Origin of the sequence: Phyllobacterium sp. LjRoot231 (assembly GCF_964253365.1) — a bacterium.
In the GTDB taxonomy this organism is placed as follows: Bacteria; Pseudomonadota; Alphaproteobacteria; order Rhizobiales; family Rhizobiaceae; genus Phyllobacterium.
The window spans coordinates 373,198-400,055 of record NZ_CAXUQT020000003.1; the positions used below are offsets into that span (position 1 = coordinate 373,198).

The following is a 26,858-nucleotide window of genomic DNA, read 5'->3' on the forward strand; positions in this document are numbered from 1 at the left end:
ATGTTGTGGAGACCGGGGGACTGCGAGGAATTCATCGGTCAATCGCAATTTCTCGGCTCGGGATGCGGCGCGCCCGATGCCTGAAGCGCCTCGCACGGCCTGCCTGTTAGTCGACGATCAGCCCGCCAGTCAGGTTGGCCACGGTCCCGGTCATGCCGCTGCCGCGGTCGGAGGCGAGGAAGGCAGCCATCTCCGCCACTTCTGAGACGGTGGTCGAGCGCCGGCGGTGCGTCATGCCTTCGACGAAGCCCTGGAATTGCTCCCGGGTGATCCCCATGGCGTCCGCGTGCAGCCCGAACACCACGTCGATCGTCTCCGTCTCCGGCATGCCGGTCGAGCGGATGCAGATCGCGCGGACGCCGCGGGTGCCGAACTCGGCGGAAAGGTTGCGGTTGAAGGCCTCCATGGCCGCCCAGGCCGGCCCCATCCCGCCGACATGGGCCAATCCGAGGCGCGCCGGCTCCGGCGTGTTCATGAGCAGCACGCCCGAACCCTGCTCGGCCATCCGCCGCGCCGCCGCCCGCGCCGTCAGGAAGTGCGACCGCATGTAGAGGGTGATCGGCGCGATGAAAGCGTCCACAGACAGCTTAGCGATGGGAATGCCCTGGGTACCCAGTTGCGGGACCGCCGTGATGCCATTGAAGGTCACGTCCACTCGCCCGCTCGCCTTGACCACGGCGGCGACATGGCTTTCGACTGCCTCCTCGTCCAAGGCGTCGACCTGGAAGGCCTCCGCCGTTCCGCCCACCGCGACGATCTCAGCTGCCGCGCGTTGGACCTTGCTGAGCGTGCGGCCGGAGAGGAAAACCTTCGCGCCTTCGCGGGCGAAGGACCGTGCCACGGCCCCGCCGATGGCCCCGCCGGCGCCGTAGATGATCGCTGTCTTGTTCTCGAGAAGCATAGCCAATCCTTTCCATCTTGCGTTGACGCGCAGGTGGCGGCTGGTCTTGCCCGCCACCTGCGTGTTCGTGCTGTGAAGACCGTTGGTACTCGCAAAATTCATCGGCGCCGCCGCAAGACGAGCGCTTAGGCTGGCAGTTCTGAGTTCCGTGCCCGTACAAGCGGCCGAATAGCCGTGCCGAATCCCGATGGCTCCAGCCGGCCATCGGCATGGCAGAGGTCAGGTATTCAAGGACCCAAAGAACAAGGGTTCCGTTGCAAACTTTCCGTCAATGATATCTGTGCGATTGAAAAGGTTCAGCGTCGAACCGGGAAATCGCGATGTTCAAGGGCCGCCATTTTGATCAATCTGTAATCCTGCTCTGTGTGCGATGGTATCTGGCCTACAATCTAAGCCTTCGAAACCTGAAGGAGATGATGGCTGAACGTGGCATCGAGCTCGATCATTCGACGATCCATCGCTGGGCCATTTATTTCAGCCCTCGACTGCTTGAGCGCTTCAATCGCAGAAAGCGCACCGCTACCCGTAAATGGAATTTAGACGAGACCTATATACGGGTAAAGGGAGAATGGATGTACCTCTACCGCGCCATTGACGGCAACGGGGATACCGTCGAGTTCTACTTCAGCAAAGATCGCGATCTGAAGGCGGCGAAATGCTTTATTTGCAAGGCTTTGGCGCGTCATGGACGACCGGAGTGTATCACGATTGATGGCAGCCAGACCAATCGGATGGCGATCGTTCAATGTGATACTGAGAGCCAATTGAAGGACCAGGGAATAGAGCGCGGCAGACGCATTACCATCCGCTCGAGCAAATACCTGAACAACAGCATTGAACAGGATCACCGCCGTATCAAAAGACGCATCCGTTCCATGCTGGGTTCAAGTCCCAAATGACAGCTAGCATCACGCTGGCAGGGATTGAACTGGTTCACATGATGCACAAGCAGCAAGGTCTGTTTGCCTACAGCCGTAGCCGTCTACTTACTCTCAAAGAGCAGTTCGAGGCAATCGCCGCCTGAAATGTATCTTGAGGTAGGGTATTCTCTAGCCAGTTTCAAAATTTGCAACACAACCTTTTTAGGGGTTCATCTCGCCGCTGATGCGTGCGCATGTTTCGGATTTCTGGAGCGCGTATTCGTCGGGGCTGTTAACCTTGAGCTTAGAAATATCGTCGACGGCATTTTGCTGATTATTCCAGCCGAGGATCCAGTCTCCTTCAAAGTTTTTGTCCGCGGCAAAGGCATGTCGCGCGCGCTCTTTGTAGACATCAATTTCTTTCGGGTCGAGTTGGCAAATATCGGTGGCGATGCGTGCCGTGCCGCCCGCCACCTGCGCCCCTAGTACGGCCGTCTGCTTTGACTGATCGGATTGTGTGGAGCCGATATCGTCGAGATGCAAAGCATGCCAAGAGTGAGAAGCCTGGCGAATGTCATACTGCCGTTCCCTTCAAGTCATCGTGACATAGCGCATGTCGGAGGCCTTGTCGATTTAGGCGGCGCTATCGTCGCGATTACCCAAGGCGAACAGCGTTTCGCGCTGTCGCTCGGTCAGAATGGTGCGCCGTGGCATGCATGATTGTCCCTATTGAGTATCGCCTGTTCTGGGCAACACTCGCACCATGAGCCGAACATCCTTGATCGTCAGTACATACGAAGCCGCGTGCATGGGCAAAAAAGACGATGCCACCTGCTGGTAGGAAGGTATTGTAGACCTTCGGGCACCAATCAAAATTGGTCAAAATCCCCTATTATCGGCATTTTCAAACGAACGTTTATCGATCACCTCCGCTTTTGTACGAGGAGGGCAGGGCGTTCCCAGTTCACCCGACAGGCAATGCCAGGCAGAGGTCGCAGTGCGCGGAAAACTGTAGTCCAGTTTTGTTGCTGACGCTTATTCCAAAACAGCGAGCACGGTAAGATGATCCCACCAAGCATTTTCGCTGACCTTTTGCCAAATTATGCGAAAACCAGCACGGCGCACCTTTCGCGGCTCCTCTAAAGATCGTCCCCCAGAGCAAACAGGGTTGCACTTATTCCAGCGCCCAAAGGGACGCCAATTGCGATGCCCTGTATAATGTCATGGAGTGCGAACACACCTAATGCAACCCCAACAGCAATGCCGACTGCGATTGACATGTAGGGATCTTTCACTCTGGGCGCTCCCTGTCCAGTCTGGTACGGTTTTGCTTGCATTTTCCAGCATATGATCGAAAAAATTGCCTATCAATCTGCATTGTTTACCAATGCGACAAAGGCGGGTCTGCTCGATAAGGAAACGGCCGTTGGTACGCCGGCAACGCAGATGTCTGTCCTGATGCTCGATGTGACTGTCGCTACCCTGACCGACACTGATCTCAATAGCATGCGGGAACGCTTTATCGGCATGGGATTGCTCGTCGTCCTTGTGGCTGGATCGGTCGGCGCTCTGGTCCACGCAATTTGGATAAAAGCTTCCGCGCTCATCATGAAATAATCCAGCCCATCCGCCGCTGCTGCAAGATATTTGTGTGCATAAATGGCGATGAAATAGAACTACACCCCCCATGGCTGCTAATATCGCCCGATCCTGGCTAGATGCCGTTGGCGGTGCTTACGTTGCGAAGACAACAGATATAGCCCTAGGCGATCTTGTCGCGGAAGCCCAGTAATTGAATATGGATTACTGACATGACTGATTCCGTCATAGACGACACCAAACTCCGAATCATACGCCGGTTGCGTTGGGAGGCGCATTTATTCTCAGTCTGGGAAGCCCCACGCTTATCCAAAGACGCGGAAGCACTCAATGCCTGTGCTAATCAATTGGAGCAGAACGCAAAGAATATCCCGGACTGAGCCGATCCATCCCGCCAAGGGATAAACCGGAACCGCCCCCGTGTCCCTAGTGGACGCTGGGGCTTTTTTGTCGTTCACCTGCAAGCACATATTATATTATAGAGAGCTGCGGTCGCGCAGGTTGGTGCACGCTATCTGTCTCATTTCACAAATTCGGGCAGATTGATTCGATAATTGATCACCTTGCAGTGATCGTTTACTGCGCCACATTCGTTGTTCATCCACAGTTCATGGCATATGACTTAAGTCTAATGCCCCTAGGAACGCAAACGCGTTGAAGGCCGTCACATACGGTCTTTCACTGGAGGAACGATGCGAAAGTTGATTGCAACTATATGTGCCGCCCTGATGTCGGTTGGTGCTGTCGGGTCGACGGGAACGGCCAGTGCCGCCCCAGTCACCATCGAGAGACCGGTTGACGTCACGCGAGCGGCCGCTCCGAATACAGATGTACAAACTGTGCGTGATCGATGGGACCGTCGGCATCATCATTGGGACCGCGGATGGCATCGCGGGTGGGATCGTCGGCATTACCGCCGCTGGGATCGCCCGTATTACCGCCGGTGGGACCGCCCGTATAACCGCCGCTACTACCGCAGCGATGGCCCGTATTACCGGAGCTGGGATGACCCCTATTATCCGCGTCGCCACTACCGAAGGGGTGTGTATTTCGTATTCTAATGACATGATGAGCCTCGGCTGAAATGCCGGGGCTGTTCGTTGTCGAGAGGACCTGTGGTGGTATTTGCCCGAGCACCGCCGCAAGCGCCGCCCGAGGAAGTCTCGCGCGAGCCGAAAACCCAAAATCGAGCCGGAAATCGGGATTCAGTTCGTACCTACAGGCAACAATAGACCGAGCAGTCGCTAATGGGTCTAGGTCTGGGTTCGAGCTGGCCGTGAAGGACGAGGTCCAGATACTTATGGAGAGGGGACGGGCCTCGTTGTTGCGGATCTCGGCGTTGGTGCATCTGTGGACGCCCCTTAGAATGCAAGACAAATTTTGACTTTATGGAGTGTAGTTGAGCACTGTCATCTGTCCGGCCTCTTTGTTGGCAATTTAGATGCCAGGGCCAATATGGGAGTTCGTGGACCAGATCCAAATCACGGATGCGTGCTTGAGCACGATGCACCAAACTGGTTCTTCTGATCCCGTCTCATCAACCGTTACGCCATATTATCCTTTGTCTGTCCTACACCCACGACGGTTCTGACGGTGAACGACTACTGCGTCACCGCCGGAGCTTTGTAAATTTCACCCGTTGCCATCAGTGCCCAGACAATTCTGGCCATCTTGTTGGCGAGGGCTACGACAACCAGCATACGTGGTTTGCACGCAATCATGCGCGCCAGCCACGATCCTTTTGGAGCGCCCTTGCGCGCCGCATGCATCACCACGGTACTCGCTCCGATAATGAGCAAGCGCCGCAAGGTTCGCTCCCCCATCTTCGACGTGCCCCCCAGCTTCTGTTTGCCACCGGTCGATTTTTGTAATGGCGTCAACCCAACCCAGGCGGCAAAATCACGTCCCTTGGTGAAGGTGGCAGGATCGGGAGCAAGAGCCATCAGCGCGATCGCTGTAATTGGGCCAATGCCGGGAACGCTCATAAGCCGACGTGCCGCTTCATCCTCTTTGGCACGACGTGCAATTTCAGCATCGAGTTGCCGGACACGTTCATCAAGCGCTCTCAATGTCTCGACCAGGATCGCGAACACGGCACGCGCGGCTTGCGGCAGCCCGCTTGTTGGATCATCGACGACCGCGACAAGCCTGGCGACGTGCGAGGGCCCCTGAGCAACGATCCATCCATATTCGGCAAGCTGGCCCCGCAGCGCATTGATGAGCTGGGTGCGTTGGCGGACCAGTAAATCCCGGGCACGAAACACGGCTGCGCTGGCTTGCTGTTCCTCACTCTTTACCGCAACGAAGCGCATCGTCGGACGCTGTGCCGCTTCGCAGATAGCTTCCGCGTCTGCAGCATCATTCTTTTGCCGTTTGACAAAGGGCTTCACGTATTGCGGCGCAATCAGGCGGACTTTGTGGCCCAAGTTGCCGATCTCACGCGCCCAATAATGCGCACCGCCACACGCTTCCATTGCGACAATACAAGGCGATTGCCTGGCGAAAAACTCAAGGAGCCTGTTCCGGCGAAGCTGTTTGCGCAAAACAACCGCGCCAGATGCATCAGCCCCGTGCGCCTGAAAAACTGTCTTCGCCAGATCAAGACCAATTGTGTTAACTTCCATTGCGGACGCCTCCTCTTCTCGTGGCGGTTCAAATCACCCCCACAATGGCACATGGATGCCGCCGAGGGGGCGTCCACCCCATCACGGATCATCAACGGTTGGAGAGTAAGCAGTTGAGACCGCAATCACTGTGATTCCACACCATGCCGCATAAACATAACGCCGCCCGCCGTCATCGCATCGGCAAGATGAAATTCAAGGTGACGAACTGGCCGGAATACGAGGCGGGTCTTCGCCGCCGTGGCAGTCCGACCCTGTGGATGACGCCGGAAGCGCTGATCGGATGGCAGGCTCTGCGGCGCAAGACACGAGGTGGCCAGCCGCGCTATGCCGATCTGGCAATTGAGACTGCTCTGACGCTGGGCCTGGTGTTCGGACTGCGGCTGCGCCAGACCGAGGGCTTGCTGGGTTCGGTGCTCCAACTGATGGGATTGAACCTGCCCGTTCCCGATCACACGACGCTAAGCCGCAGGGCGCGGACCTGGAAGCCGTCAGCCAGATTAAATGACGGAGCGGAAGTGCCGGGTGGTCCATTGCATGTGCTGGTCGACAGCACCGGCCTGCAGATCTACGGTGCCGGCCAGTGGCCGGAAGAAAAGCATGGTGCCAAATCCCGCCGCAAGTGGTGCAATCGGCACTGTAACCTTAACTTTCCGCTGGTTCTGATCAGGTACAATGGTGTCTTTGATAGCGCAGTTATGCTGCTGTCACGCATGCGATCTCACGCCACGCTGTTATTGCAGCATGACGAAGTTCACGATGGTCAGTTGACGAGAATTTGTTGCGGGGAAAGTGGTGAAGATTGGCAATGGGATCATGTTGGGTTGGACGGCTCCCAACGGCATCGACTGTGCCAGAATGAGTTCGTTGAAATCTCAATCGAAGGAGACCGTCCGTGAAACAGATTATCCGCATTGGTATAGATACGTCAAAGAGCGTTTTCCAATTGCATGGCGTGAATGCAAACGAGCAGCCGGTTCTTCGTAAGAAGCTGTCTCGCAGGGAGATGGTGAAGTTCTTCGAAAAGACGCCGCTGACCACCGTTGCGCTTGAGGCGTGCGGCGGTTCGCATCATTGGGCGAGGTTATTAAGCTCGCTCGGCCACGAGGTGAAGCTGATCGCGCCGCAGTTGGCAAAGCCGTATGTCAAACGGGGCAAGAACGATGCTGCAGATGCGGAGGCTTTGTGTGAGGCAATGAGCCGCCCGACTATACGCTTCGTGCCAGTGAAGACAGCGGACCAACAGGCAGCTTTGATGCTGATCGGCGTGCGAGAGAGGTTGATCCGCAGTCGCACACAGCTTGCCAATGCCATTCGCGGCTTTGCCATGGAGTTCGGCATCGTCGCCGCCAAAGGCATGTGCAAAATTGGGCCGTTGTTAGAGCGCATTGCCGCCGATCAATCGCTACCGGAACTAGCACGTGAACTCTTCGCCATGCAGGGCATTGAGTATCGAGAAATGCTTGCAAAAATCAAAACGGTCGATGAGAAACTCATGGTGCTGCATCGTGCTGACGAGTGTAGCAAACGTTTGACCGAGATCCCAGGCGTCGGCCCGATTGGCGCATCGCTTTTAATGATGAAGACCCCGGACCCGAGAATGTTTAAATCGGGCCGTGACTTTGCAGCCTGGATCGGGCTGACGCCGAAAGATCATTCGACCGCGGGCAAGGTCAGGCTTGGTATGATCACGCGTGCTGGCGATGAGATGTTGCGAAGCATATTGGTGGTTGGTGCTACTGCTCTTCTTCAGCATGTCAGAACAGGCCGAAGTCAACATGCGTCTCGATGGCTTCTCGAACTCCTTCAGCGGAAGAGACCAAAACTGGTTGCAGTGGCACTGGCTAACAAGATCGCCCGTGTTGCCTGGAAGCTTATGGTGAGCGGCGAGACGTACCGGCGGCCAGAAGGACAAACACAGGCAGTATAAGAGATTGGCCATCACGGTGAGCGGGAACCAAGTGCCACCGTGTTGAGCTGATGCTGTGAACTTGCAAGAGAAAAGCAGACGGTGCGATCGATCGATCCAAGATGCGGGAAACTCCGTTCCATCCATTGGCCTTCAAAGGTCGAGATCGTGTTTGGAACTCGCGTCGCGGAAACCATCTTGGCCAGTGGTCATGTGCAGCCACACACAAAGGCCGCACATATGGAAGCAAGCGATCTAATCAAAATATCTGTAGAAAACGCTTGCAAGCGGGAGCCGTCCACATATGGATGGAGACAAATCGCTGAAGCTGCCTTGATGATTTGAAGCGCTTCATGATCCTTTCTCGTCGCCGTGTCGGCTGATGCGAATTTTCTGCGCGGTTGTTCAGTCCCTTGTGCTGGCGATGCTCGACCCCTGGTATGATTTCGCGCTTGGCTGCACCGTATGAGCGGAGTTTGTCGGTGATCATAACACGTGGTGTACAGCCTTGCTGCTTCAGCAGCTTGCGTATCAACCGTCTGGCAGCCTTGGCATTCCTGCGGCTTTGCACCAAAACGTCGAGGACGAAACCATCCTGATCGACGGCCCGCCACAGCCAGTGCTTCTTGTCGTTGATCGTGATGACAACCTCGTCAAGGTACCACTTGTCGCCAAGACGTGGTGTCCGCCGACGGACCTTGTTGGCATAGTCCCGCCCGAACTTTTCTGCCCATAGCCTGATCGTCTTGTGGGTGACGATCATCCCTTTGTAAGCCAGCATGTCTTCAACCATGCGAAAGCTCAGAGGAAAGCGGAAGTACAGCCATACCGCTTCGGCGATGATTTCGGCTGGAAAACGATGACGGTGATAGAGATGGTCGCGAACCTTGGTCATTACGCATTGTCGGCCATCGATATGACTGGCAAGTTAAGGTTACAGTGCCGAGCTGGAGTATCTTGCTCACTTCAGAGGTGAGGTGATTTCCGCGGAAATGTCGATTGCGGCCAACACCCCAACGGCAGGGTTCGACCCTTTTCTGCCCTTCCCCGATGAAGTTCTACGACGAGCCCTGACCCGAAGCAGCCCTTTGCGACGCAGCTGACCAAGGGCGGCACAGGGGTGGCATCACGACGTTCGTAACGGTAACCCAAATGACACGGGGAGTGGGCGTAAGGCTGTTCCCCGACGTATCGGGAGTTTGGTTTGCCCTCCCGCCGATCAAGCTCACACGGTCACGGTGCGCACATCAGCCAGCCTCGGTTCGCGCTTGCTCAGCAGGCCGCTTTGCCGATCGTCGCCACATCTCGTAGGCCAGCGGCCACAGTGCCAGGATCGTGGCTCCGCCCCCGACATAAAATAGGACCAGCCCGAGCGGCACGAAGCGCACAAGGGCCATGACGACCAGCGCCCCGAAGACGACAGTGCTCTGGCGGGGGCTCAGAATGCCGCTGCGGGCGATCCCCAGCGCGAAGCCGAGGATTCCGAGCGCGAAGATGGCCGAGCCCGTTAGCAGGACGGGAAGAAACCACGGATCGACCGCCGCCTGCGCCGCCGCGACTTCGGCCCTGGTCTCGACCGCAGCCAGCACTGTGAACTCCATCCCGGGCGGGATCGCGAAAAGCGTCGAGCCCATGACGACGAATGGCAGCGCCGCAGCACTCCAACGCTCTTCCCCTGCGTCTCGGAGCCGACTGCGGATGGCAAGGAAGGCAAGGGCTATGAATCCGGAGCCTACCCCGACCATCAGATGCGAAAGCCCCCACCGAAACGTGTCTTGAGTTGCGGCCGCCGCGACCGCCGCGGTATCGGTGAGGTTCGGGATGAATGGATGATAGAGGAACCCGGCGGCCAGCATCACAGGTGCGATCGCGATAATGGCAGCCCGGTATCGGGTTCTTGTTGCCTCGGTCATGACTTCCTCCTTTGCTCCGCACAAGAGAACGCAAGAGCGGAGCTGTCATCGCTATGAGCCTAGCCCCGGCTCAGGTGACTGGGACCACGCCGAGCTGCTGCATCATGCCCAGCTCGTCCACATGGCTCCAGCATTCCACGACCTTGCTGTCGGCGATGCGGTCAATGTTTGTTCCCGCCACCCGAACTTCTTTGCCGGTGGGGGGAATACCCTGGAACTCGCCAGTGTGCGTCCCGCGAGCGGTCCAGCGGGTCACCACCCGGTCCCCTTCGGCGATCTGGTCTTCAATTGTCATGTGAAGGTCGGGGAACGCGGCTCGCAGCGCCGCGACGTACTGCTTGGCCCCTCGCGCCCGCGGATCTGCTGCGATGTCTGATGTATGACCAGGTCGCTGGCGGACAGTTCGTCGGCCACTGCAAGATTTCCCTGGTTGTAGACCTCCTCAACGACACGCCGCACCAGCGTTTTGTTTTGCTCTGACATTGGATTCCTCCTTCGAACCTATACGCATGAGGCTACGACGGCGGAGGGCTATCGCGCTTCGGGGGAAATGCCCAATTTGCGCGGGCAGTGGCATGAGTGATTCCACCCATGCGAAACCTGCTGGTCAGATGAGTTTGTGCTCATAGGCCCAGGCGGTGGCCGCCGCCCGGGACGACAGGTCGAGCTTGGTGAAGATGTTGCTGACGTGCCGCTCGATCGTCCGCTCGCTCAGGAACAGTTCGGCGGCGATGGCCCCGTTGGACTTGCCCGCGGAGACCAGCCGCAGCACCTGCAGTTCGCGCGGGGTTAAGCCATGGCGCTTACCCAACTGGCCGCTGAGTGTGAGCGCGTCGATTCGGGCGAGGTCCGGCGCGGCGCCGAGTTGCTCGAACGTGGCTCTTGCGGCGGCCATCTCCAGTTCGGCACCATCCTCGTCTCCGAGGACACGGCAGGCAAGGCCGACCAGGACGCGGACGCATGCGGTCTCGTAGGGCGCCTCGATCTCCTGCCAGACCTCGAAGGCGCGGCGCAGCGCAACCAGCGCGGCCTCGGCGCCGCCTCCGGCCAGCGCGACAGCGCCGCGGGCCTGCGCCGCCATTGCGTTCAACACGCCTGTGTCGAAGACTGCTGCGATCTCCTCCAGTTCACGGCAGGCACAGTCTGCTTCCTCGATTTCGCCCACGGCCAGCACGATTTCGATATGAGCGGGCATGAGTCGCGCTCGTCGCAGCGGATCTGTGATTGCGCTCATCACGCGGCGGATCGCAGCGGCCGCAGCTTCCTTGCGGCCTTGGGCCAGCCGCAACAAGGCGAGGCCCGGCTGCGGCTCGCGCCCGAATTGGCTGGCGCGCCGATAATCCTCCTCGGCTGCGGCAGGCTCGCCTCTGAGGCGGTGCATCTCCGCCCTCTGATAGAATGCCGGGGCGGGAGGCTGCGGATCGATCCCCTTGAGAAAGCGCTCGCAGGCCCGGCCGGCCTCCACCATCGCATCCCGCCAGGCGCCGCGGAGCTGCATGACCTCGGCACGATGCACCAGGCAGGAGCCGGTGAAAGCCACGATCTGAGGCTGCGCATCGCACCACTGGGCGAGAGCGGATGTCCACTCCCGTGCACGGCTCAATGCATAGACCTCTTGGCAAGCCGCGATGACACTGCAATAGATCAGCCCTGTCATGAGCGGCGAGAGTTCGCCCGCAGTGACTGCGACCATGGCTTCGTCGAGATGAGCGAGTCCTGACTCGATCTGGCCTTTCCTGATGAGCGCGCGCCCCTGCAGATGCAGGGCGGCGGCAACCAGATCCGCCTCTTGGAAACGTTCACCGATCTCTACGGCCGCGGTCGCCGTCCTGAAGGCTGCGTCGCGATCGCCGGCCGCGAGTTGCTGCTCGACGGCCGGCAGCAGGAGGTAGCCTCGCTCGACGCAGTCGGCGGCCTCGTTTTCCAGCAGCCGCTGCGCGCGGGCGAACCATCCGGTCGCAGGCCCCATCTCCCCCCGCCCTGCGAGGCGGAAGCCCAGCCAGAACGCGGCACGCACGGCGCGCATGCACTCTCCAGCATCGAGGTAGGCGTGATGCGACCGATCAAGAGCTCGCAAGCAATCGTTGTCCCGGTTCGTCAGAAAGGCCGACATCGCCAGGCGCTCGAGGTCTTCAGCCTCGAGCCGCATCTCTTGATCGACGCGAGAGAGAGCGGCAAATGCGTCTGCCCAGGCACGCCGGCGATAGCAGTCACGGCCTTGCTCAAGCTCGGCGCGCATGGTGTCGCTCAATGCGTTCGGGTGCCGCTCATCAACGCCTGCGCCGATCGCCGCCATTGTCGTCGACGGTCCGAGCGTCACGCGATAGACCCGCACCGGCCGTTCGATGTTCTTCAGAACTTGTTCCCCGGTGTCCTCGAACGCGATGTCCAGCCGATTTCCGATATGCTCGCGGACTGACGCCGAAACCGAGATGCCACCGGGCATGGCGATGCTTTCGAGCCGCGCCGCGACATTGACGCCGTCGCCGTAGATGTCGTTCTCATCCCCGATGATGTCGCCGAGATTGATGCCGATGCGGAATTCGATCCGCCGCTCCTCGGGCACGTCCGCATTGCGCTCGCGCATCTTGCGCTGGATCTCGGCAGCGCAGGCGACGGCGTTCACGACGCTCGCGAACTCCACCAGCATGCCGTCGCCGATGAGCTTGACGATGCGCCCCTGATGCTCGGCGATCTTGGCGTCGACCAATTCCTTGCGATGCGCCTTGAGTGCAACAAGCGTAGCGGCCTCGTCAGCACCCATGAGCCGACTGTAGCCCACCACATCGGCAGCCATTATGGCAGCCAGTCGACGTTGGATGCGTTCCTCAGCCATGACTTCCTCGTAATATACAGCACGCGAGATTTTATTAGGTGGCGGGCGGGGAGTCTATCGCGCCGGATTGCCGAAGGCGATCGATTCCGGGAGTTCGGCTCTCACTTCTAGATGACCGCAGCGAGACACGACCTTCCCGGTCGCGCAAATGGAGGTCCGGATATGGCGCTCCTTGCTCGTTCCGATCGGCGAGACGGAAGGCAGAAAACCACCCCCTTCTCGGACCTTCCCCGCGCGATCTTTGGTGGGTGTTTCAATCCGGTCGATTTCTGAGCGCTCCACTTTCTGCATTTCACAGCAGAGGCTCAGATGCTCAAGATACAGCCCGAAACGGCGAGCGGACAAAAATGACAGGAATATCAATCCAGTCGACCAAACAGGACAGTTGACGGCACCGTAAACTTAACCAGTTGGCGATGTTTCTTTGTGAATTTGAGTGATGACCGAGGTTCGTGATCTACTCTATCGCCGTCACCGTTTTCCAGCTGAGGTTATCGCCGAGGCGGTGTGGCTGTACTTCCGCTTCCCGCTCAGTCTTCGCATGGTCGAAGACATGCTTGCCTACAAGGGCATAATCGTCACACACCAGACGATCCGCACATGGGCGGAAAAGTTCGGGCGGGGCTACGCCAATAAGATCCGCAGACGTACGCCACGCCTTGGCGACAAGTGGCACCTTGATGAAGCTGTCGTTTCGATCAGGGGCAGGAAACACTGGCTCTGGCGCGCCGTCGATCAGGATGGTTTTGTATTGGACGTCTTGTACAAAGCCACAGGAATACCAAGGCCGCCAAACGCTTGATCCGCAAGCTGCTTAAGAAACAAGGTTGTGTGCCGCGTGTCATGGTGACGGACAAACTCAGATCCTATGCGGCTGGCAACAGGCAGATTGGTCTGACCGTTTGCGATCACCGCCAGCATAAGGGGCTCAACAACCGGGCGGAGAATTCGCACCAGCCAATTCGACGACGAGAAAAGATCATGAAGCGATTCAAATCAACTCGGCAGCTTCAACGCTTCGTTTCCATTCATGATCCCATTGGCAATCTCCACCATTTTCCACGCAACAAGTTAACTTCATCCGACCATCGCGCTTGTCGCAACGCTGCCATGGATGCGTGGCGCGAAATCGCATGCCTACAAGCGGCATGAGATCAGCCACAAAGTCACAAAAGCGCCCAAACGCAAAATATATCAGGTTAAGTTTACGGTGCCGGTTCGGGGCATGTTCGAACGGATTGGGGCGTTCCATTTTATATCGCATTGCGGAACAACAGCGCAAAAATCGTATCAGTTAACTTCACGGAAGTTTCAGAAGGAATGGAGACCTTTAGGTCATACGCGGGGCGCGATGGCCAAGAATCGCATCAAAGCGATGCTTATATCTTCTTCACACCGAAATCCGATTTAACAAATCCCTGCAAAGCAATTGGAACGAGAACTAAGAAATAGAAGGCGTTGACAACGGCAACTGATCGGCGTCGTCGATCAGTTGTCGAATGGTTTCAGGATTTAAGCCAGTAAGCGATTCACGGGCGGTTGTTTTGAGAGGAACGTCTTTTCTGCCCCATTGAATAATGACATTACGGCGATCCGCTTCTGAGAAATTGGGAAGACCCCCATGTAGGACGAGCGGATGTATTCCTACGAGAGATCCAGGCATGCAATGAGCTTCGAATGTTTTGTCCTCGACGTTTGCAATATCTTTGGGGGCAAGGTCCAAGGTGTTGTGTGAATCTGCCAAAAATGGAGAGCATAAAGATCTGTGGGGCAGTCACGCTGTGGCCCCGCAAGCAGGCCTAACTTGCCGCGCGATCCCGATCTGTTCGGAGGACCTTCGAAATTAATTGCCCCACAATTCTTTATGCTCTCCTACCGTACGCACACGGTCGAATGCAGGAACACGTGGGCAAGGCGTTCGTTTCTGCGACGGTCAAATTTGGGTCAGTTTGGGTCAGAAATGATGCATTCACACCAGATAGGCGAACAGCGCGACAAGAACGATGAACGCAACAAAAATCCCCAAATACCACGTGTACAAATCGTGGACGGTCCAAGCATCGTCTTCGTCTAAGTCATCCATGATTTGACAGTTTCTCACGACGGCGAAAAATATTGAAGCCCTGCGCTCTGGCTAACATTGGCGGGCATTTGAAGATCTAAATCGAGGTGCCACAGTCGGCCTTCCAGAGTGAGAGGTCGTCGTCAATTCGCAAATTCGATACAAAGCTAACTCATTGAAATCATGGACGCGACATTCTCATAGTTAAATATGGTGCGACGCAGGAACCTAACGATCCGACGTTCGTTCAGCCATTATGAAAACCGTTCGACTACAGGGAAAGCGTTCATGCGTGAATACGCGTGGTTCTTGGTCGTGCTAGCAGCCCCAGTGATATTAGGCGTCGTTATCGCTGTACGTCAGTGGCTGACCGCTCGCTCAATCAAACAAAATCAGAAGCGTGCCGCAGCGCGTGCTAACGGAGAAAAAAGCCATTGAATACGGGTAACCTTGTAGAACCCTACTTTGCCTACGGCCATTTATTTTGAATCCGAAATTTTCTCAACTCACTGCTGATAGTCATGCGTCGGGTAATTAGTATCCAAAGAAGAGCATTTCGCGCTCACGAACCATTCCTTCCGATGTTTATCCGCTTTCAATCTTGGGTCGCACCGTTATCATGCATTTGATCGGCATGGTGGCTGGCGACGGTGCGCTGTTTCTTCATCGAATTAGACGACGCGTCGATCGTCGAAGGCGCATAAGGTCAGGATGATTCACCAAACACCGCTCATTGCTACTTTAGTCGCAGCCTTAGGGCTTGCATTCGTTTTTGGAACGATTGCGAACAGGCTTCGGCTGCCTTCCATCGTCGGCTACCTCATCGCCGGCGTGGTGATCGGGCCTTTCACGCCCGGTTTCGTTGCAGACCAGATGCTTGCGCAACAACTCGCTGAGGTCGGCGTTCTGCTCCTGATGTTCGGGGTCGGGCTCCATCTTTCAATGGAGGAACTGCTCTCGGTGCGGGCGATTGCAGTGCCCGCCGCGCTTGGTCAAATCGGGATCGTCTCGCTGCTCGGCGGCGGATTAGCCTATGCAATGGGCTGGACCACCGGAGCGGCTATCGTGTTTGGTCTCTCGCTATCGGTTGCGAGTACTGTTGTTGTTCTGAGGACCTTAGAAGAGCGCAGATTGTTGGAAACTGAGCGGGGGCGTATCGCGATTGGGTGGCTGATCGTCGAGGACATAGGAATGATCCTCGCGCTTGTATTGCTGCCCCTTTTCGCCGAGGCTCTTGGAGGACTGGGTCAAGGCGCGACGCACACCACTGGACTATTCGGCTGGTTCGAGACGCAGACAGTTTGGAGTGCGCTCAGCATCACCGTCGTCAAGATCGCGGCCTTTGTGCTGCTTATGGTGGTGGTTGGAAAGCGGGTAATCCCATGGGTTCTCCATTACGCAGCCCACACCGGTTCTCGAGAACTCTTTCGGCTGGCAGTGTTGGCCGTCGCTCTTGGGGTCGCCTATGGCGCTGCGGAATTATTCGGCGTTTCCCTTGCACTCGGAGCGTTCTTTGCCGGCGTGATTCTTGCTGAGTCGCGCCTGAGTCAGCGGGCGGCGCAAGAAACCCTGCCGTTGCGTGACGCGTTTGCCGTGTTGTTTTTTGTTTCTGTCGGGATGCTGTTTGATCCGACGATTCTCGTGCGCGAGACGGTCCCGGTCGTTGCGACCTTCCTGGTCATTGTCGTCGGCAATGCTATCGTTGCGTTCGTCCTCACACTTGCTCTGCGCTATCCGCTTCGCACCGCGCTGACGATGGGCGCGAGCATGTCGCAGATCGGCGAATTTTCTTTCATCCTCTCCGGGCTTGGCGTGGCTCTCAAGCTGCTGCCAGACGAGGGGCGTGATCTCATTCTGGCTGGTGCGATTCTTTCAATTCTTGTCAATCCGCTACTTTTTGCTGCTCTGAACCGTGCAATGCCGTGGCTCACCGAACGCGAGCAACAGAATACGCCTGATAAGCCTGCGTCCCCTTCAACTGGAGGTGAAGAGACTATTACAGAGCTCACCGGTCATGCTGTCTTGGTTGGTCATGGACGCGTTGGAAGCCGTGTAGCCGAAGCTATACTTGCTGACCATCTGCCTTTGCTCGTTATTGAAGAGCGCCAGGAAGTTGTTGAGCAGCTGCGTGCCCGCGGCGTAGAGGCGTTTTCCGGAAATGCCTTGCAACCTGATATCCTGAACGCCGCGAACCTCTCGCAGGCGCGCTGGTTTATTAGTGCTATTCCCAATCCCTTCGAAGGTGGCAATCTTATCCAGCAGGCCCGGGCTGCAAATCCGAATCTGGAGATCATCGCACGTGCTCACTCTGACGCTGAGGTTGAACACCTTGGCAAGTTTGGAGCGAACCTCATCATCATGGGAGAGCGGGAAATTGCGCGCGGCATTGTCGAACACATTCGGCGGAGCCGTACAACGCCGTGAAAGCCGCAAGCCTGCAGACCGCGGAATTGATTCGAGGCTTCCGCATGGCTTTTGTCTTGAGGTTATGCAGTCGACTGGCCTGCTGCCGGGTATTCGGATTCGAGGTTAAGCAGCAAGATCATGGTAGACAATTAGGCACAAATCAAAATGCGCCCTTATCGGCATTTTCAAAGGAACATTTGCTGCCTCTGTTGAAACTCTAGAACGATGGTTGGACTTTGCAGCGAGGAAGGAACGAGCGGGAACGTTGCACCATTCTGCGTGAACCACGGCGGGTCTGGAACAAGGTCGACGCAGCGGCGTTCTCGGCAAATGGACAATACTCAATCCCTGGCGGTGAGGGGCCAACAGGCGCAGCTTCGGCACGTCATCTTGACAACGATGGCGGCTATCTTTGTGCTGCTCGTTGCTTCTGCGACTATGGCGCCTGTTCGTTGCGTGCAGGCCGCCGAAATTGGCGGCACTGGAGGCCAAGAAGCAGAGCACGATGGGTTAGATCCCATTCCGAATGGGGCGACGCCGACCGGGCGAGGGGCGAAGTCAAATATTGCTTGACCGGCTCGGCGTTTCTCCGGGTGTGATCGACGGACGCCGTGGCAGCAATATGGCAATGGCGATAGCGAGTGTTGAGAAAAGGACCGGACAGACGTCCGATCCGCTTAATGAGAGGGCGGTCAATACCGCTCTTGAACAGACCGGTGGTGCGGCATTCATGTCCTATACGATTACAGCGGAGGATGTCGGCTATCGCTTTGTCGCTTCGATCCCAGAGGACTTCCCCCAACAGGCGCAACTCAGGCGCGTGGCGTTCACTTCCGTGCCAGAGTTGCTCGGTGAGCGCTTTCACAGAACATGTCGCCGGATTGTATCATGATCTTTCCGGAACCCGTCGGAATGCTCGTTGGCGCGGCCATCTTGGACTCCATCGAAACAGCGCCTCGGTGGGACGACGTTGAAATGTCAGAGAGAGTTTTCTCTTCGACCGGGGCTGTGACGGTTCTGGCATATAAAGCATTCGCCCTCCGGCGCGGTGCGCCAAACCATTTTGCACTGCGCAGTTCGGTTTACAGCATTAGCGCAAATCAGTGGAAATTGGTGCAAAACCATCAAACGAACATAGAAATCTAGCAGATGGCAGAGTCTTGAAGGCCAAAGAGGCTCACCGCATTAAGGATCATGCCAGACAATCCGAGATTTGGCGCTGGGTTGAGACTCGCGTCCAGAAGAGCGGTCCCCTCACCTCATCTGCGCCGTCCGTCAGATCCACGGCAGGAATCAGGGTGCAGTTGCATCCGCCATGGAGGAAACGGTTGGATGACGCCCGGTCTTTCGAACAATATCTTACGGCAAGGTCGTTGCGGCTGAATACAATCAGTAACCGGTCATTTCGAGGTATCCCCGCCCTGTATGGGAGCCTTTGAAGCTTATTGGACCTTCCCAATAGGGCGTCCGCGTCGCCATCCACGCCTCGCGGTTGAGCGCGGTGGCGGTAACATTGAGATTGCGAGATGGCAATTCGATGCGCCATGCAACCGGGATATCGCGACCGGCCACACGCGCGGTGTCGAGCGGCGTCAGCTTCAGTGTCCCTGGAGGCAACGGCGTCGGCTTTCCTTCTGCGGAAATCCATGTTGTCGATGTAAATCCGCTACCGCCATCCCGCAGGCGAAAGCCCATCAGCTTTTCACCGCTGTCGAGATGCAAAGAGAACCAGTCCCATCCGATCTGATCTGCTGCCAACGGCTGTGACGACCATTCCCGGTCTAGCCACGCTTGCCCTGTGACGGCAACCTCGCCTTCCGGCAGCTCAAGCTTGCCCTCGACGGTGTAAAAAGGCTGCGAGTAATAATAGCTTGCCTGCCCTTTTGCGGATTTCACGGAGTAGCCGTTCTGGCCCTGCAAAACGAGAGGACCGGTTGCGTGAAGCCGTAGATCGTAGCGAAACTTCGCACCAGCAGCCTTGAGGTCAATATCCGACAGCCCGTCTTGTTGGCTGCCGCCAACCAAGCTTTGCATCTGCCAATCGTCGATCCAGGCCGCAAAGGGCGAGGCGGTCACGCCGGCCTGGCCGATTCCACCACGGGCAAGGCGCTCGGCGACATACTGCTGCCTTTGCGTCGTCAACGCCGCGTGGCCCATCCAGACCTGCGGGCTCGACCAGCCGGTCTTCTCGCCCGGTGCAAGTGCTGAGCGAAAGAGCGTCCATTGTACGCCATACTCCGTGCCGTCGGCGGATTTCAGGTTTGCCGTCAGATACCACCACTCGATCCGATAATTCGGATGCGACCCATGATCGACCGAAAAGTTCAACGCGATCCCCGGCTGAGGAACCGCAAATCCCTCCGCGGTTGTACCAAGGCCGACAAAGCCCTGGGCACTAGCCGTGCCGCCGAACGCGTTGCAGAGCATAATTACGGCAGAGAGTGTCGACAGCAAAGATCTAGCGTTCATTGGCGAAGACCTTCAGAAGATCGGTGGGCGTGACCCGCGCGAGACGCCTCAGGGGGATCAGCGCCGACAGCAGCGCGGCGGCAAGCGCGATCGCCCCAAGCCGCAGCCAGTCGGCCGGGAACAGATGCATCGGCAGCCGCCATCCGAATGCCTCGACATTGACGATCGCGAGCAGTACCCAGGCAAGCCCGATGCCCACCGGTAGCGCAGCAAGCAGGGTAATGACGACGAGCACCATGGCTCGTGCCAATTCAAGCAGGACCAATTGCCGCCGCGTCAATCCCATCGCCCAGGCTGGTGCCAACTGCGGCAGCCGCATCCCCGACAGGGTCATCAGGCTTGCAAACATCGCCAGGCCCGCAACCGCAAGGGTCAACACATTCAGCGCCGCCGTCACAGCAAAGGTCTGTTCGAAAATTTGAATCGAGCGGCGTTTGAGACTCGCCTGATCAACCACGTTCTGCTCAGGAAGATCGAACTGCTTGCGCAGCTCGCTGCCCACTCCGGCGACCTTTGCGTGGGCCAAGCGCAGACCGTAGCGAAGCCGGGAGACGTCCGGATAGTGCGATGTCAAGGCAACTATGCCGACGATGACCTGTCCCGTCGGATTGCCATAGTCCGAATAAACTCCCGCGATCACCGTCGTCCAGCCGCCGGGAAGGATGAGAGGATCGCCGATGTTCAGATGATCGCGGCGCGACAGCTGCTCATTGACCAAAGCGGCCTTGCCGCGGGCCACACGATCCCAAACGTCGGATGTCGCCTGCAACAGGGGCCAGTTGTCGCGATAGGTCGCATCATCTGCTACGCCGAAGATCTGCACTGGCTGTCCTTGGACGTCACCTTCGACATTCCAGACCGGGAGGATGGCGTCTACCCGAGGTGTGAGCCATTCGCGAAGGGCGGTAGCCTCAGTCTCGGTTCGTGCCGTGACGTAGAGTTCGGCAGCTAGTCGCTGATCGAGCCAGCCGGTAAACGTCAAGCGGAAGCTTGACACCATCGTTCCCACGCCGACATTTGCGGACAATGCCAGCAAGAGTGCCATCAGCGCCAGCGAAAGGCCGGGCAATTGTTGGCGTGTGTCCGCCCAGAACCACGCCGTCACGGGTCTCGCCGACCACCATCGCTGCATGACGAGCAGGAACAGCGCGAGGAGGACCGGCAACATTAGCGCCGCTCCCAGAAGCAGGCCGCCGAGGATGGAAAACCCGGCGATCAGCCCCGTACCCCAACGAGCGAGCGCAAGGGTCAAAGCAAAAAGCGCAATCGCGGCTATCGCCTGGATGCGAAACGCACCTTCCGACGCCCGCGCCCATGCACGCGGTTGGGCCGGTGCCAGCAGAGGCATGCGCCAAATGCGCCAGAGACTTTGCGCGGCCGACAAAAGTGTTCCGAAAACCGCAATGCCCAGTCCCGTCGCCCACCATGTCGGGCGCAACGTCAGCGCCCCCGGAATACTGGCGCCATAGAGACCTTGCAAGGTTGCGGCGACTCCCGGCAGAAGAAGCGATGCGACGAGATAGCCGAGCGCCACCCCGGCGACGCCTGCCACCAGCGCCAGCATGATCAGTTCGGTCAGCAAGAGACCCGTCAGCGATCGCGCCGACAGACCGAGCGAACGCAGCGTCCGGAAGGTTGAGCGGCGCTGTTCGAAGGCTAGCCCGATTGCGGAATAGACGATGAACAACCCGACCGCGAAGGCCAGAAAGCCGAACGCGGTCAGGTTCAAGTGGAAGCTGTCGGTCAGTCTCGCCAAATCGCCCTGGGGGTCCGGTTTCTTCAGCGTCAGTTGCGGCGCAGTCGTCGCAAGCGTGGCACGATCGACGGGCTGATCCGGCGAGACGATCAGGCGGCTGATCCGGCCGGGCTTTCCGAGCAGGGACTGGGCTATCCCGATATCGGTGATTGCAATGCCCGGCAGCAGGTCTTTTGCGATCCGCAATGGCGGCGTTTGCTGGCCTGCCAGCTGTTCTACCGTGGCTGGCGAAACGTAGAGCAGCCCCGGTGGGGTGATGAACGGCAGAAGACTATCGCCTCCTGCCAGATCCACCTGCTGCGCTTCGCGCGGCAAACTCACAGGATCGATGCCGAGGACGTGCAGCCGCGCGGCGCCGAGACGCAGCTGACCCTCCAGGACTGGAGACACCAGCCAGCCAGCCCGGCTGAGATCGACAAAGACCTGCTGCGGGATTGTTTCCCCGTCCGCCGATACCAACTGTTCGAGGCGATCCTGTCCCAGCATCGACGCTGCACGATGGTAGCTGGCGCGCGCCTCAGCATTGATCGCCTGAACACCCGACCAGAGGGCGGTCGCCAGTGAGAGACCCATGAGCAGCATCGCCAGTTGCATCGGCCGCCGGCGCCAATGGGAAAGCAAGGCGGACATGCTCGCATAAAACATCAGGCGATCCGCCCGGCCTGAAGGTGCGCCCGTGCATCGAGCCGTTCGGCAAGCCGCGTCGAATGCGTCACCATTAATAGAGCTGCCCCGGTCTGCACCACCAGTTCCAGCATCAGCGCCAACACCGCATCACCGGTCGCCTCGTCCAGATTGCCCGTCGGCTCGTCGGCGAGCACCAGCTTCGGACGCGCAGCCAGCGTCCGCCCGATCGCCACCCTTTGCTGCTGGCCGACGGAGAGCTGTTCGGGGTAGCGCTTCAACAGGGCTTCAAGCCCAAGCTTCTCGACCAATTCCGATTGCCAAGCCGAATCGTAGCTTCCGGCAAGGCGCGCGTGGAAGGACAGATTGGCTGCTACATCAAGCGAAGGGATCAGGTTGAATTGTTGAAACACCAGTCCGACCACGCCACGCCGCAATGCGGCGCGGCCGACGTCGTTCAGCTGCGAGATATCCTGACCGGCGATTTCGATGTGGCCGGAGTCCGGATGGTCCAGCCCTGCCGCCAGGTGCAAAAGTGTGCTTTTGCCGCTGCCTGACTCTCCGGTCAAAGCAAGGCTTCGGCCGACATCCAGCCCGAGGTCAACCTCGCGCAGGACCTCCAACGGCCCTTCTGCTGTTCGATAGGATTTACTCACTTTTTGAAGCGCGACGAGCATTGGCTCCTTCGTGGTCAGGTCACCACGCAGATTTCTTAACGACTGATCTAATCGTCCCTACAACGAATAAAAGGCGATACCGGAAATTTGGCGCATGTTCGGGTGACCTGCATCGGTTGATTACGTCGCATATGATAGCCGGGAACTGTAAGAGCGAATAGAACCGTTTACAGTACAAAATATCGTGGAGGCTAAGCGAGACAACGGCGAAGATCCTACCAATCATCTGGTCGGACTCATGGATGACATGTTGAACCGCCCCGGGATCTCCATGGTCATTTTTTCTTTCGCTCTTTTTTCTAGGGGGCGAAAAACCGAAAAAAAGCGTCGGGCTCAGGGGAAGAGCTAGAGAGCGACCGCATACCTTCGGAGAGCGGAGAATGAGAGATGCGAGGACTTTCATTCGCTGTACCAAAGGCGTAGTTTCCGGGTAGAATTCTCTACCGACGGGGGTGTTCCATGGAACTTTTTTTGCACTTATTCTGGGGCTGGGCATCTCCCTACTGAGGAACTACAAGTCACGCGGTTACCAGACTGCGCTTGCTCAAGGGCGCTATGTCGATTTCACTGTGGGATTGGTGGTTGAGGCTCTTCCTTATGTGGTAATTGCGTGGCTGATATTAACGATTGTTGATTTCCAGTGAGAACTGACCCAGCATTTCCGCCGAGAGGACCCGCCTTTATGTATGTTTCGGGTCTGGGGTGTTGGTCAAGTTCCTGTTTTTCTCCTTCGTGTTTTTCGTTTCGTGTACTGAACTGTTCTTGAATCGGAAGCTGTCGTTTCCAGTTTCGAGGATATGGCAGTGATGGGTTAGCCTGTCGAGCAGCGCGGTAGTCATCTTGGCATCGCCAAAGACGCTGGCCCATTCACTGAAGCTGAGATTGGTCGTGATGATGACGCTTGTTCTCTCATAGAGCTTGCTCAGCAAATGGAAGAGCAATGCACCGCCTGATGCACTGAACGGCAGGTAGCCGAGCTCATCGAGGACCACGAGATCGGAGTGCACAAGTCGATTAGCAATCTGGCCTGACCGGCCCTGTGTCTTCTCCTGTTCAAGCGCATTGACCAACTCGACGGTCGAGAAGAAGCGGACACGCTTGTGATGATGCTCAATAGCTTGAACGCCCAAGGCGGTAGCAATGTGGGTTTTGCCTGTGCCAGGGCCGCCGACGAGCACGATGTTGTGCGCCTCATCGATGAACTCGCAGCGATGAAGTTGGCGCACGTGGGCCTCGTTGATCTCGCTGCTGATGAAGTCAAAGCCGCCCAGATCGCGATAGGCAGGAAAGCGTGCCGTCTTGAGCTGATAGGCGACCGACCTGACCTCCCGCTCTGCCGTCTCGGCCTTGAGGAGTTGCGACAGGATCGGAATGGCGGTCTCGAACGCCGGCGACCCCTGTTCTGTGAGTTCGCCGACAGCCTGTGCCATGCCGTGCATCTTTCCAGATGATCCTGCTGCGGAGCTCATAGTGTTTCAATTTGATCCGGATACGATGGATTTCAACACTGTCCCCGGCGCCAAACTTCTGTCCGAGAGATAATGGAATGCCGCGTGGAGCAATTGGAATTTGATGCTTTGCCTCTGTTTCAAGGCGTGCTGCAAGCGGCGGTTCAGATCGTAGAATTGAGTGCGTTTCTTCTTAATCAACAAACCTTTGCTATTTATAACGGCCCCTGAACATTGAAAGGGCCATTAACGCCTGAGCAGACCCTTCATCCGCTCGCCGTTCACGCCATACTCGGCTTCAGCGATCGCACAGACTTGCTGATCATCCATCGAGGAATACCGCGCTGCCTTGCGCTCTTCTCAGCCGCCTAGCGGCAGGGTGAACCCCACCCGCCGCCACAAGAGCACCTTATGGGCCTCCGTTGCTGGGTAGAGGTAAAGTCTCTGGTACGGGCTCCAGTACCGCGCGTTGGTCAGGGTGTCGGCCAGCAGGACGCCACCTCTAGCGGTAATCGCCAACACGACGCAGAGCGGCCCCATGTCCTGATCCGAGCCATGCGCCTTGCCAGCTTTCTGATATACGATATCGCCTAGCTTCAATGTCCTCATCTGCATGTAGTTCATTCCGAGAACTCCCATTTATTGGGTGTCCTCTCTCCTGCTTCACTTCCCGGCCTATCGCTGTCCCACTTTCCTAATCCCTATAAATAGGGATTTTGGGGCACTTGTGGAGATTTACTGCGGGTTAGGCATTGTTTTGGGACAAGTGGTGTCCAGGTGGTCCGTTGCAAACCTTTGCACGACCGTAAGCGCTTATGTGTTCATCGAGTCGAAGAACTCGCCATTTGTCTTGGTCTGCTTGAGCTTTTCGATGAGGAATTCGATCGCGTCGGTTGTGCCCATAGGAGCGAGGATGCGGCGCAGAACGAAAATCTTCTGCAGATCCTGACGCGGCACAAGCAAATCTTCCTTGCGCGTGCCGGACTTGAGGATATCCATCGCCGGGAAGATACGCTTATCGGCAACCTTGCGGTCGAGCACGATTTCCGAGTTGCCGGTACCCTTGAACTCTTCGAAAATGACTTCATCCATGCGGCTGCCGGTATCGATCAGCGCCGTTGCGATAATTGTCAGCGAACCGCCTTCCTCGATGTTACGCGCCGCACCAAAGAAGCGCTTCGGGCGCTGCAAGGCATTGGCGTCGACACCACCGGTCAGAACCTTGCCGGATGACGGCACGACGGTGTTATAAGCGCGGCCAAGACGGGTGATGGAATCAAGCAGAATGATCACGTCGCGGCCATGCTCGACAAGGCGCTTGGCCTTTTCGATGACCATCTCCGCCACCTGAACGTGGCGGGAGGCCGGTTCGTCAAAGGTCGATGATACAACTTCGCCCTTTACCGAGCGCTGCATGTCGGTCACTTCTTCCGGACGCTCATCGATCAGAAGCACGATGAGATAGCATTCGGGATGATTGGCCGTGATCGAGTGTGCGATATTCTGCAGGAGAACGGTCTTACCTGTCCGCGGCGGAGCAACAATCAGACCGCGCTGACCCTTACCGAGCGGCGCCACCAGATCGATCACGCGAGCGGAAAGATCCTTTGTGGTCGGATTTTCCAGTTCCATCTTGAAGCGCTCATTGGGATAGAGCGGCGTCAGATTGTCGAAATGGATCTTGTGGCGGATTTTTTCCGGATCTTCGAAATTGATCGTGTTGACTTTCAGAAGGGCGAAATAGCGCTCACCTTCTTTGGGTCCCCGGATCGGGCCCTCCACCGTATCGCCGGTCTTCAGCGAGAAACGCCGGATTTGCGATGGTGAAATGTAGATATCATCGGGACCCGGGAGATAATTGGCATTGGCGGAGCGCATGAAGCCGAAGCCGTCCTGCAAAATCTCAACCACACCTTCGCCGATGATTTCGACTTCCTGGGAAGCCAGCTTCTTCAAAATGGCAAACATCAATTCCTGTTTGCGCATGATGCTCGCGTTTTCGACTTCAAGCGACTCTGCAAAGGCAAGGAGGTCGACCGCTGTCTTGTTCTTGAGTTCTTGTAATTTCATTTCCTGCATGTGTGCGGAACTCTTAATTGAATAGGTTTGAAATGGGGAAGGGAAATGACGATGCCTGAATGCAGTGCCACTGAAAATGGCTGAGGATTGCTGTGGCGGTATTTCCGGAGAGGAGGCCTCTATCTAGCCAATCATGGCTGCAAGGGCAAGACGTTTCATGAGTGGAGTTGATATCAGACTGCAATTTTTATGATCGATCAAGCTGGTGCTTTTGATGACTATTTGGAGAGCATAAAGTTCTGTGGGGCAGTCACGCTGCGATGTTGCGGTGATGGTTTTTAAAATTGTCATTCGCCAGCCCTGGATACCATTCCTCGAATGTTGAACGGAGGGTTCCGTCAAGGGTTCTGCTGCGCGTTTGCAAGAGCAGGTGCGCACCGCGTTTGCTCCATTGCATTTGCTGCTTCTTGGCGAAACGTTTGCTGATGACGGCATTCACGGTCGCCTCTACAAATGCCGAGGAAATGCGTTCACCGGACCGGTAGCGCTCACCATAATTGATCAGGCTGGCCTTGTTGCTGGCGATGTAGAACCGGAACTCCCGGATTGTAGCGATGAATTTCCGCATGTTCTGATAATCGGTCTCCAGTTCTTGTGCATCGAGATGCAGGCCATCGATTTCTTCGAGAGCGCTGTCGCATGGCACTTAAACGTAAGAATGCGGCAGTTTGTGCAAACTTTGGCATTTAATTAGG

General features: G+C 57.3%; 20 protein-coding genes and 5 pseudogenes. 10 read left to right on the top strand and 15 right to left on the bottom strand.

The window, feature by feature from the left end; translation table 11 throughout:
- Window positions 1-106 precede the first annotated feature (106 nt).
- A complete protein-coding gene (locus ACSQ3H_RS27945) occupies window positions 107-901 on the bottom strand; it encodes an SDR family NAD(P)-dependent oxidoreductase (protein ID WP_436120306.1) in 795 nt (264 codons plus the stop codon).
- Between the two features lie 320 nt (window positions 902-1,221).
- On the opposite strand from ACSQ3H_RS27945, the gene ACSQ3H_RS27950 reads away from it, so the two are divergent.
- A protein-coding gene (locus tag ACSQ3H_RS27950; protein ID WP_436120307.1) for an IS6 family transposase occupies window positions 1,222-1,925 on the top strand; the annotation gives its coding sequence in 2 pieces (ribosomal slippage) (window positions 1,222-1,780 and window positions 1,780-1,925; 705 coding nt in all).
- A 58-nt stretch (window positions 1,926-1,983) separates the two neighbouring features.
- On the opposite strand, the gene ACSQ3H_RS27955 is transcribed toward ACSQ3H_RS27950, so the two are convergent.
- Window positions 1,984-2,304 carry a hypothetical protein gene (locus ACSQ3H_RS27955; protein WP_436120308.1) on the bottom strand — a complete coding sequence of 107 codons (321 nt, stop codon included), beginning with the start codon at window positions 2,302-2,304 and terminating at the stop codon, window positions 1,984-1,986.
- Between the two features lie 3 nt (window positions 2,305-2,307).
- Between ACSQ3H_RS27955 and ACSQ3H_RS27960 the strand changes: the two genes are divergently transcribed.
- The 3 genes from ACSQ3H_RS27960 (at window position 2,308) to ACSQ3H_RS27970 (ending at window position 4,443) form a co-directional block, all read left to right on the top strand.
- Window positions 2,308-2,481 carry a hypothetical protein gene (locus tag ACSQ3H_RS27960; RefSeq protein ID WP_436120309.1) on the top strand — a complete coding sequence of 58 codons (174 nt, stop codon included), beginning with the start codon at window positions 2,308-2,310 and terminating at the stop codon, window positions 2,479-2,481.
- Window positions 2,482-3,108: 627 nt separating this feature from the next.
- Complete coding sequence (locus ACSQ3H_RS27965) at window positions 3,109-3,378, top strand: hypothetical protein (RefSeq protein WP_436120310.1); 270 nt, start codon at window positions 3,109-3,111, stop codon at window positions 3,376-3,378.
- Window positions 3,379-4,188: 810 nt separating this feature from the next.
- The gene (locus tag ACSQ3H_RS27970) at window positions 4,189-4,443 is read left to right on the top strand and encodes a hypothetical protein (protein WP_436120311.1); all 255 of its coding nucleotides are present in this window, start codon (window positions 4,189-4,191) and stop codon (window positions 4,441-4,443) included.
- Between the two features lie 518 nt (window positions 4,444-4,961).
- Here the strand turns inward: ACSQ3H_RS27970 and ACSQ3H_RS27975 are convergent.
- The gene (locus tag ACSQ3H_RS27975; RefSeq protein WP_436120312.1) at window positions 4,962-5,984 is read right to left on the bottom strand and encodes an IS110 family transposase; all 1,023 of its coding nucleotides are present in this window, start codon (window positions 5,982-5,984) and stop codon (window positions 4,962-4,964) included.
- 143 nt (window positions 5,985-6,127) lie between these two features.
- Between ACSQ3H_RS27975 and ACSQ3H_RS27980 the strand changes: the two are divergent.
- Together ACSQ3H_RS27980 and ACSQ3H_RS27985 are read left to right on the top strand one after the other, a co-directional pair.
- Window positions 6,128-6,622: pseudogene (locus tag ACSQ3H_RS27980) on the top strand (transposase); the annotation flags it as partial.
- A gap of 257 nt (window positions 6,623-6,879) precedes the next feature.
- Window positions 6,880-7,914 (top strand): IS110 family transposase, encoded by a 1,035-nt coding sequence (locus ACSQ3H_RS27985; protein ID WP_436118896.1) that lies wholly within the window; start codon window positions 6,880-6,882, stop codon window positions 7,912-7,914.
- Between the two features lie 283 nt (window positions 7,915-8,197).
- Here ACSQ3H_RS27985 and ACSQ3H_RS27990 read toward each other — a convergent pair.
- From ACSQ3H_RS27990 to ACSQ3H_RS28010, 5 genes and pseudogenes are all read right to left on the bottom strand, one after another.
- Window positions 8,198-8,788: pseudogene (locus ACSQ3H_RS27990) on the bottom strand (IS6 family transposase); the annotation flags it as partial.
- Window positions 8,789-9,140: 352 nt separating this feature from the next.
- Complete coding sequence (locus ACSQ3H_RS27995; RefSeq protein WP_436120313.1) at window positions 9,141-9,806, bottom strand: hypothetical protein; 666 nt, start codon at window positions 9,804-9,806, stop codon at window positions 9,141-9,143.
- 70 nt (window positions 9,807-9,876) lie between these two features.
- The gene (locus tag ACSQ3H_RS28000; RefSeq protein WP_436120314.1) at window positions 9,877-10,101 is read right to left on the bottom strand and encodes an ester cyclase; all 225 of its coding nucleotides are present in this window, start codon (window positions 10,099-10,101) and stop codon (window positions 9,877-9,879) included.
- On the bottom strand, window positions 10,098-10,289 hold the full coding sequence (locus ACSQ3H_RS28005; RefSeq protein ID WP_436120315.1) for a hypothetical protein: 192 nt from the start codon (window positions 10,287-10,289) through the stop codon (window positions 10,098-10,100). The genes ACSQ3H_RS28000 and ACSQ3H_RS28005 overlap by 4 nt, the downstream gene beginning before the upstream one ends.
- Before the next feature lie 124 nt (window positions 10,290-10,413).
- On the bottom strand, window positions 10,414-12,642 hold the full coding sequence (locus ACSQ3H_RS28010) for a LuxR C-terminal-related transcriptional regulator (protein WP_436120316.1): 2,229 nt from the start codon (window positions 12,640-12,642) through the stop codon (window positions 10,414-10,416).
- Between the two features lie 439 nt (window positions 12,643-13,081).
- On the opposite strand from ACSQ3H_RS28010, the pseudogene ACSQ3H_RS28015 reads away from it, so the two are divergent.
- From ACSQ3H_RS28015 to ACSQ3H_RS28025, 3 genes and pseudogenes are all read left to right on the top strand, one after another.
- Window positions 13,082-13,794: pseudogene (locus ACSQ3H_RS28015) on the top strand (IS6 family transposase).
- 1,621 nt (window positions 13,795-15,415) lie between these two features.
- A complete protein-coding gene (gene ybaL / locus ACSQ3H_RS28020) occupies window positions 15,416-17,128 on the top strand; it encodes a YbaL family putative K(+) efflux transporter (protein WP_436120317.1) in 1,713 nt (570 codons plus the stop codon).
- 652 nt (window positions 17,129-17,780) lie between these two features.
- Window positions 17,781-17,975 (top strand): annotated as a pseudogene (locus ACSQ3H_RS28025) (L,D-transpeptidase); the annotation flags it as partial.
- A 524-nt stretch (window positions 17,976-18,499) separates the two neighbouring features.
- Here ACSQ3H_RS28025 and ACSQ3H_RS28030 read toward each other — a convergent pair.
- From ACSQ3H_RS28030 to istB, 4 genes are all read right to left on the bottom strand, one after another.
- Window positions 18,500-19,579: a lipocalin-like domain-containing protein gene (locus tag ACSQ3H_RS28030; protein ID WP_436120318.1), complete on the bottom strand. Its 1,080-nt coding sequence runs from the start codon at window positions 19,577-19,579 to the stop codon at window positions 18,500-18,502.
- The gene (locus ACSQ3H_RS28035; RefSeq protein WP_436120319.1) at window positions 19,569-21,980 is read right to left on the bottom strand and encodes an ABC transporter permease; all 2,412 of its coding nucleotides are present in this window, start codon (window positions 21,978-21,980) and stop codon (window positions 19,569-19,571) included. Before ACSQ3H_RS28035 ends, ACSQ3H_RS28030 begins: the two co-directional genes overlap by 11 nt.
- The gene (locus ACSQ3H_RS28040; RefSeq protein WP_436120320.1) at window positions 21,980-22,636 is read right to left on the bottom strand and encodes an ABC transporter ATP-binding protein; all 657 of its coding nucleotides are present in this window, start codon (window positions 22,634-22,636) and stop codon (window positions 21,980-21,982) included. The genes ACSQ3H_RS28035 and ACSQ3H_RS28040 overlap by 1 nt, the downstream gene beginning before the upstream one ends.
- Before the next feature lie 680 nt (window positions 22,637-23,316).
- Complete coding sequence (gene istB / locus ACSQ3H_RS28045) at window positions 23,317-24,105, bottom strand: IS21-like element helper ATPase IstB (RefSeq protein ID WP_436120321.1); 789 nt, start codon at window positions 24,103-24,105, stop codon at window positions 23,317-23,319.
- 84 nt (window positions 24,106-24,189) lie between these two features.
- Here istB and ACSQ3H_RS28050 point away from each other — a divergent pair, with 84 nt between their 5' ends.
- Window positions 24,190-24,315: a hypothetical protein gene (locus ACSQ3H_RS28050; protein WP_436120322.1), complete on the top strand. Its 126-nt coding sequence runs from the start codon at window positions 24,190-24,192 to the stop codon at window positions 24,313-24,315.
- 129 nt (window positions 24,316-24,444) lie between these two features.
- Here the strand turns inward: ACSQ3H_RS28050 and ACSQ3H_RS28055 are convergent, their stop codons facing one another.
- From ACSQ3H_RS28055 to ACSQ3H_RS28065, 3 genes and pseudogenes are all read right to left on the bottom strand, one after another.
- On the bottom strand, window positions 24,445-24,708 hold the full coding sequence (locus tag ACSQ3H_RS28055; RefSeq protein ID WP_436120323.1) for a hypothetical protein: 264 nt from the start codon (window positions 24,706-24,708) through the stop codon (window positions 24,445-24,447).
- 189 nt (window positions 24,709-24,897) lie between these two features.
- A complete protein-coding gene (gene rho / locus ACSQ3H_RS28060) occupies window positions 24,898-26,163 on the bottom strand; it encodes a transcription termination factor Rho (protein WP_436120324.1) in 1,266 nt (421 codons plus the stop codon).
- 250 nt (window positions 26,164-26,413) lie between these two features.
- Window positions 26,414-26,794, bottom strand: a pseudogene (locus ACSQ3H_RS28065) (ISKra4 family transposase); the annotation flags it as partial.
- Window positions 26,795-26,858 lie beyond the last annotated feature (64 nt).

Excerpts from the sequence above, each read along its gene's own strand:
- ACSQ3H_RS27945 (WP_436120306.1), bottom strand. The coding sequence starts at position 901 with ATGCTTCTCGAGAACAAGACAGCGATCATCTACGGCGCCGGCGGGGCC.
- ACSQ3H_RS27960 (WP_436120309.1), top strand. The coding sequence starts at position 2,308 with ATGCCAAGAGTGAGAAGCCTGGCGAATGTCATACTGCCGTTCCCTTCA.
- ACSQ3H_RS27965 (WP_436120310.1), top strand. The coding sequence starts at position 3,109 with ATGATCGAAAAAATTGCCTATCAATCTGCATTGTTTACCAATGCGACA.
- ACSQ3H_RS27970 (WP_436120311.1), top strand. The coding sequence starts at position 4,189 with ATGTACAAACTGTGCGTGATCGATGGGACCGTCGGCATCATCATTGGG.
- ACSQ3H_RS27975 (WP_436120312.1), bottom strand. The coding sequence starts at position 5,984 with ATGGAAGTTAACACAATTGGTCTTGATCTGGCGAAGACAGTTTTTCAG.
- ACSQ3H_RS27995 (WP_436120313.1), bottom strand. The coding sequence starts at position 9,806 with ATGACCGAGGCAACAAGAACCCGATACCGGGCTGCCATTATCGCGATC.
- ACSQ3H_RS28000 (WP_436120314.1), bottom strand. The coding sequence starts at position 10,101 with ATGACAATTGAAGACCAGATCGCCGAAGGGGACCGGGTGGTGACCCGC.
- ACSQ3H_RS28005 (WP_436120315.1), bottom strand. The coding sequence starts at position 10,289 with ATGTCAGAGCAAAACAAAACGCTGGTGCGGCGTGTCGTTGAGGAGGTC.
- ACSQ3H_RS28010 (WP_436120316.1), bottom strand. The coding sequence starts at position 12,642 with ATGGCTGAGGAACGCATCCAACGTCGACTGGCTGCCATAATGGCTGCC.
- ybaL (WP_436120317.1), top strand. The coding sequence starts at position 15,416 with ATGATTCACCAAACACCGCTCATTGCTACTTTAGTCGCAGCCTTAGGG.
- ACSQ3H_RS28030 (WP_436120318.1), bottom strand. The coding sequence starts at position 19,579 with ATGAACGCTAGATCTTTGCTGTCGACACTCTCTGCCGTAATTATGCTC.
- ACSQ3H_RS28035 (WP_436120319.1), bottom strand. The coding sequence starts at position 21,980 with ATGTTTTATGCGAGCATGTCCGCCTTGCTTTCCCATTGGCGCCGGCGG.
- ACSQ3H_RS28040 (WP_436120320.1), bottom strand. The coding sequence starts at position 22,636 with ATGCTCGTCGCGCTTCAAAAAGTGAGTAAATCCTATCGAACAGCAGAA.
- istB (WP_436120321.1), bottom strand. The coding sequence starts at position 24,105 with ATGAGCTCCGCAGCAGGATCATCTGGAAAGATGCACGGCATGGCACAG.
- ACSQ3H_RS28055 (WP_436120323.1), bottom strand. The coding sequence starts at position 24,708 with ATGAACTACATGCAGATGAGGACATTGAAGCTAGGCGATATCGTATAT.
- rho (WP_436120324.1), bottom strand. The coding sequence starts at position 26,163 with ATGCAGGAAATGAAATTACAAGAACTCAAGAACAAGACAGCGGTCGAC.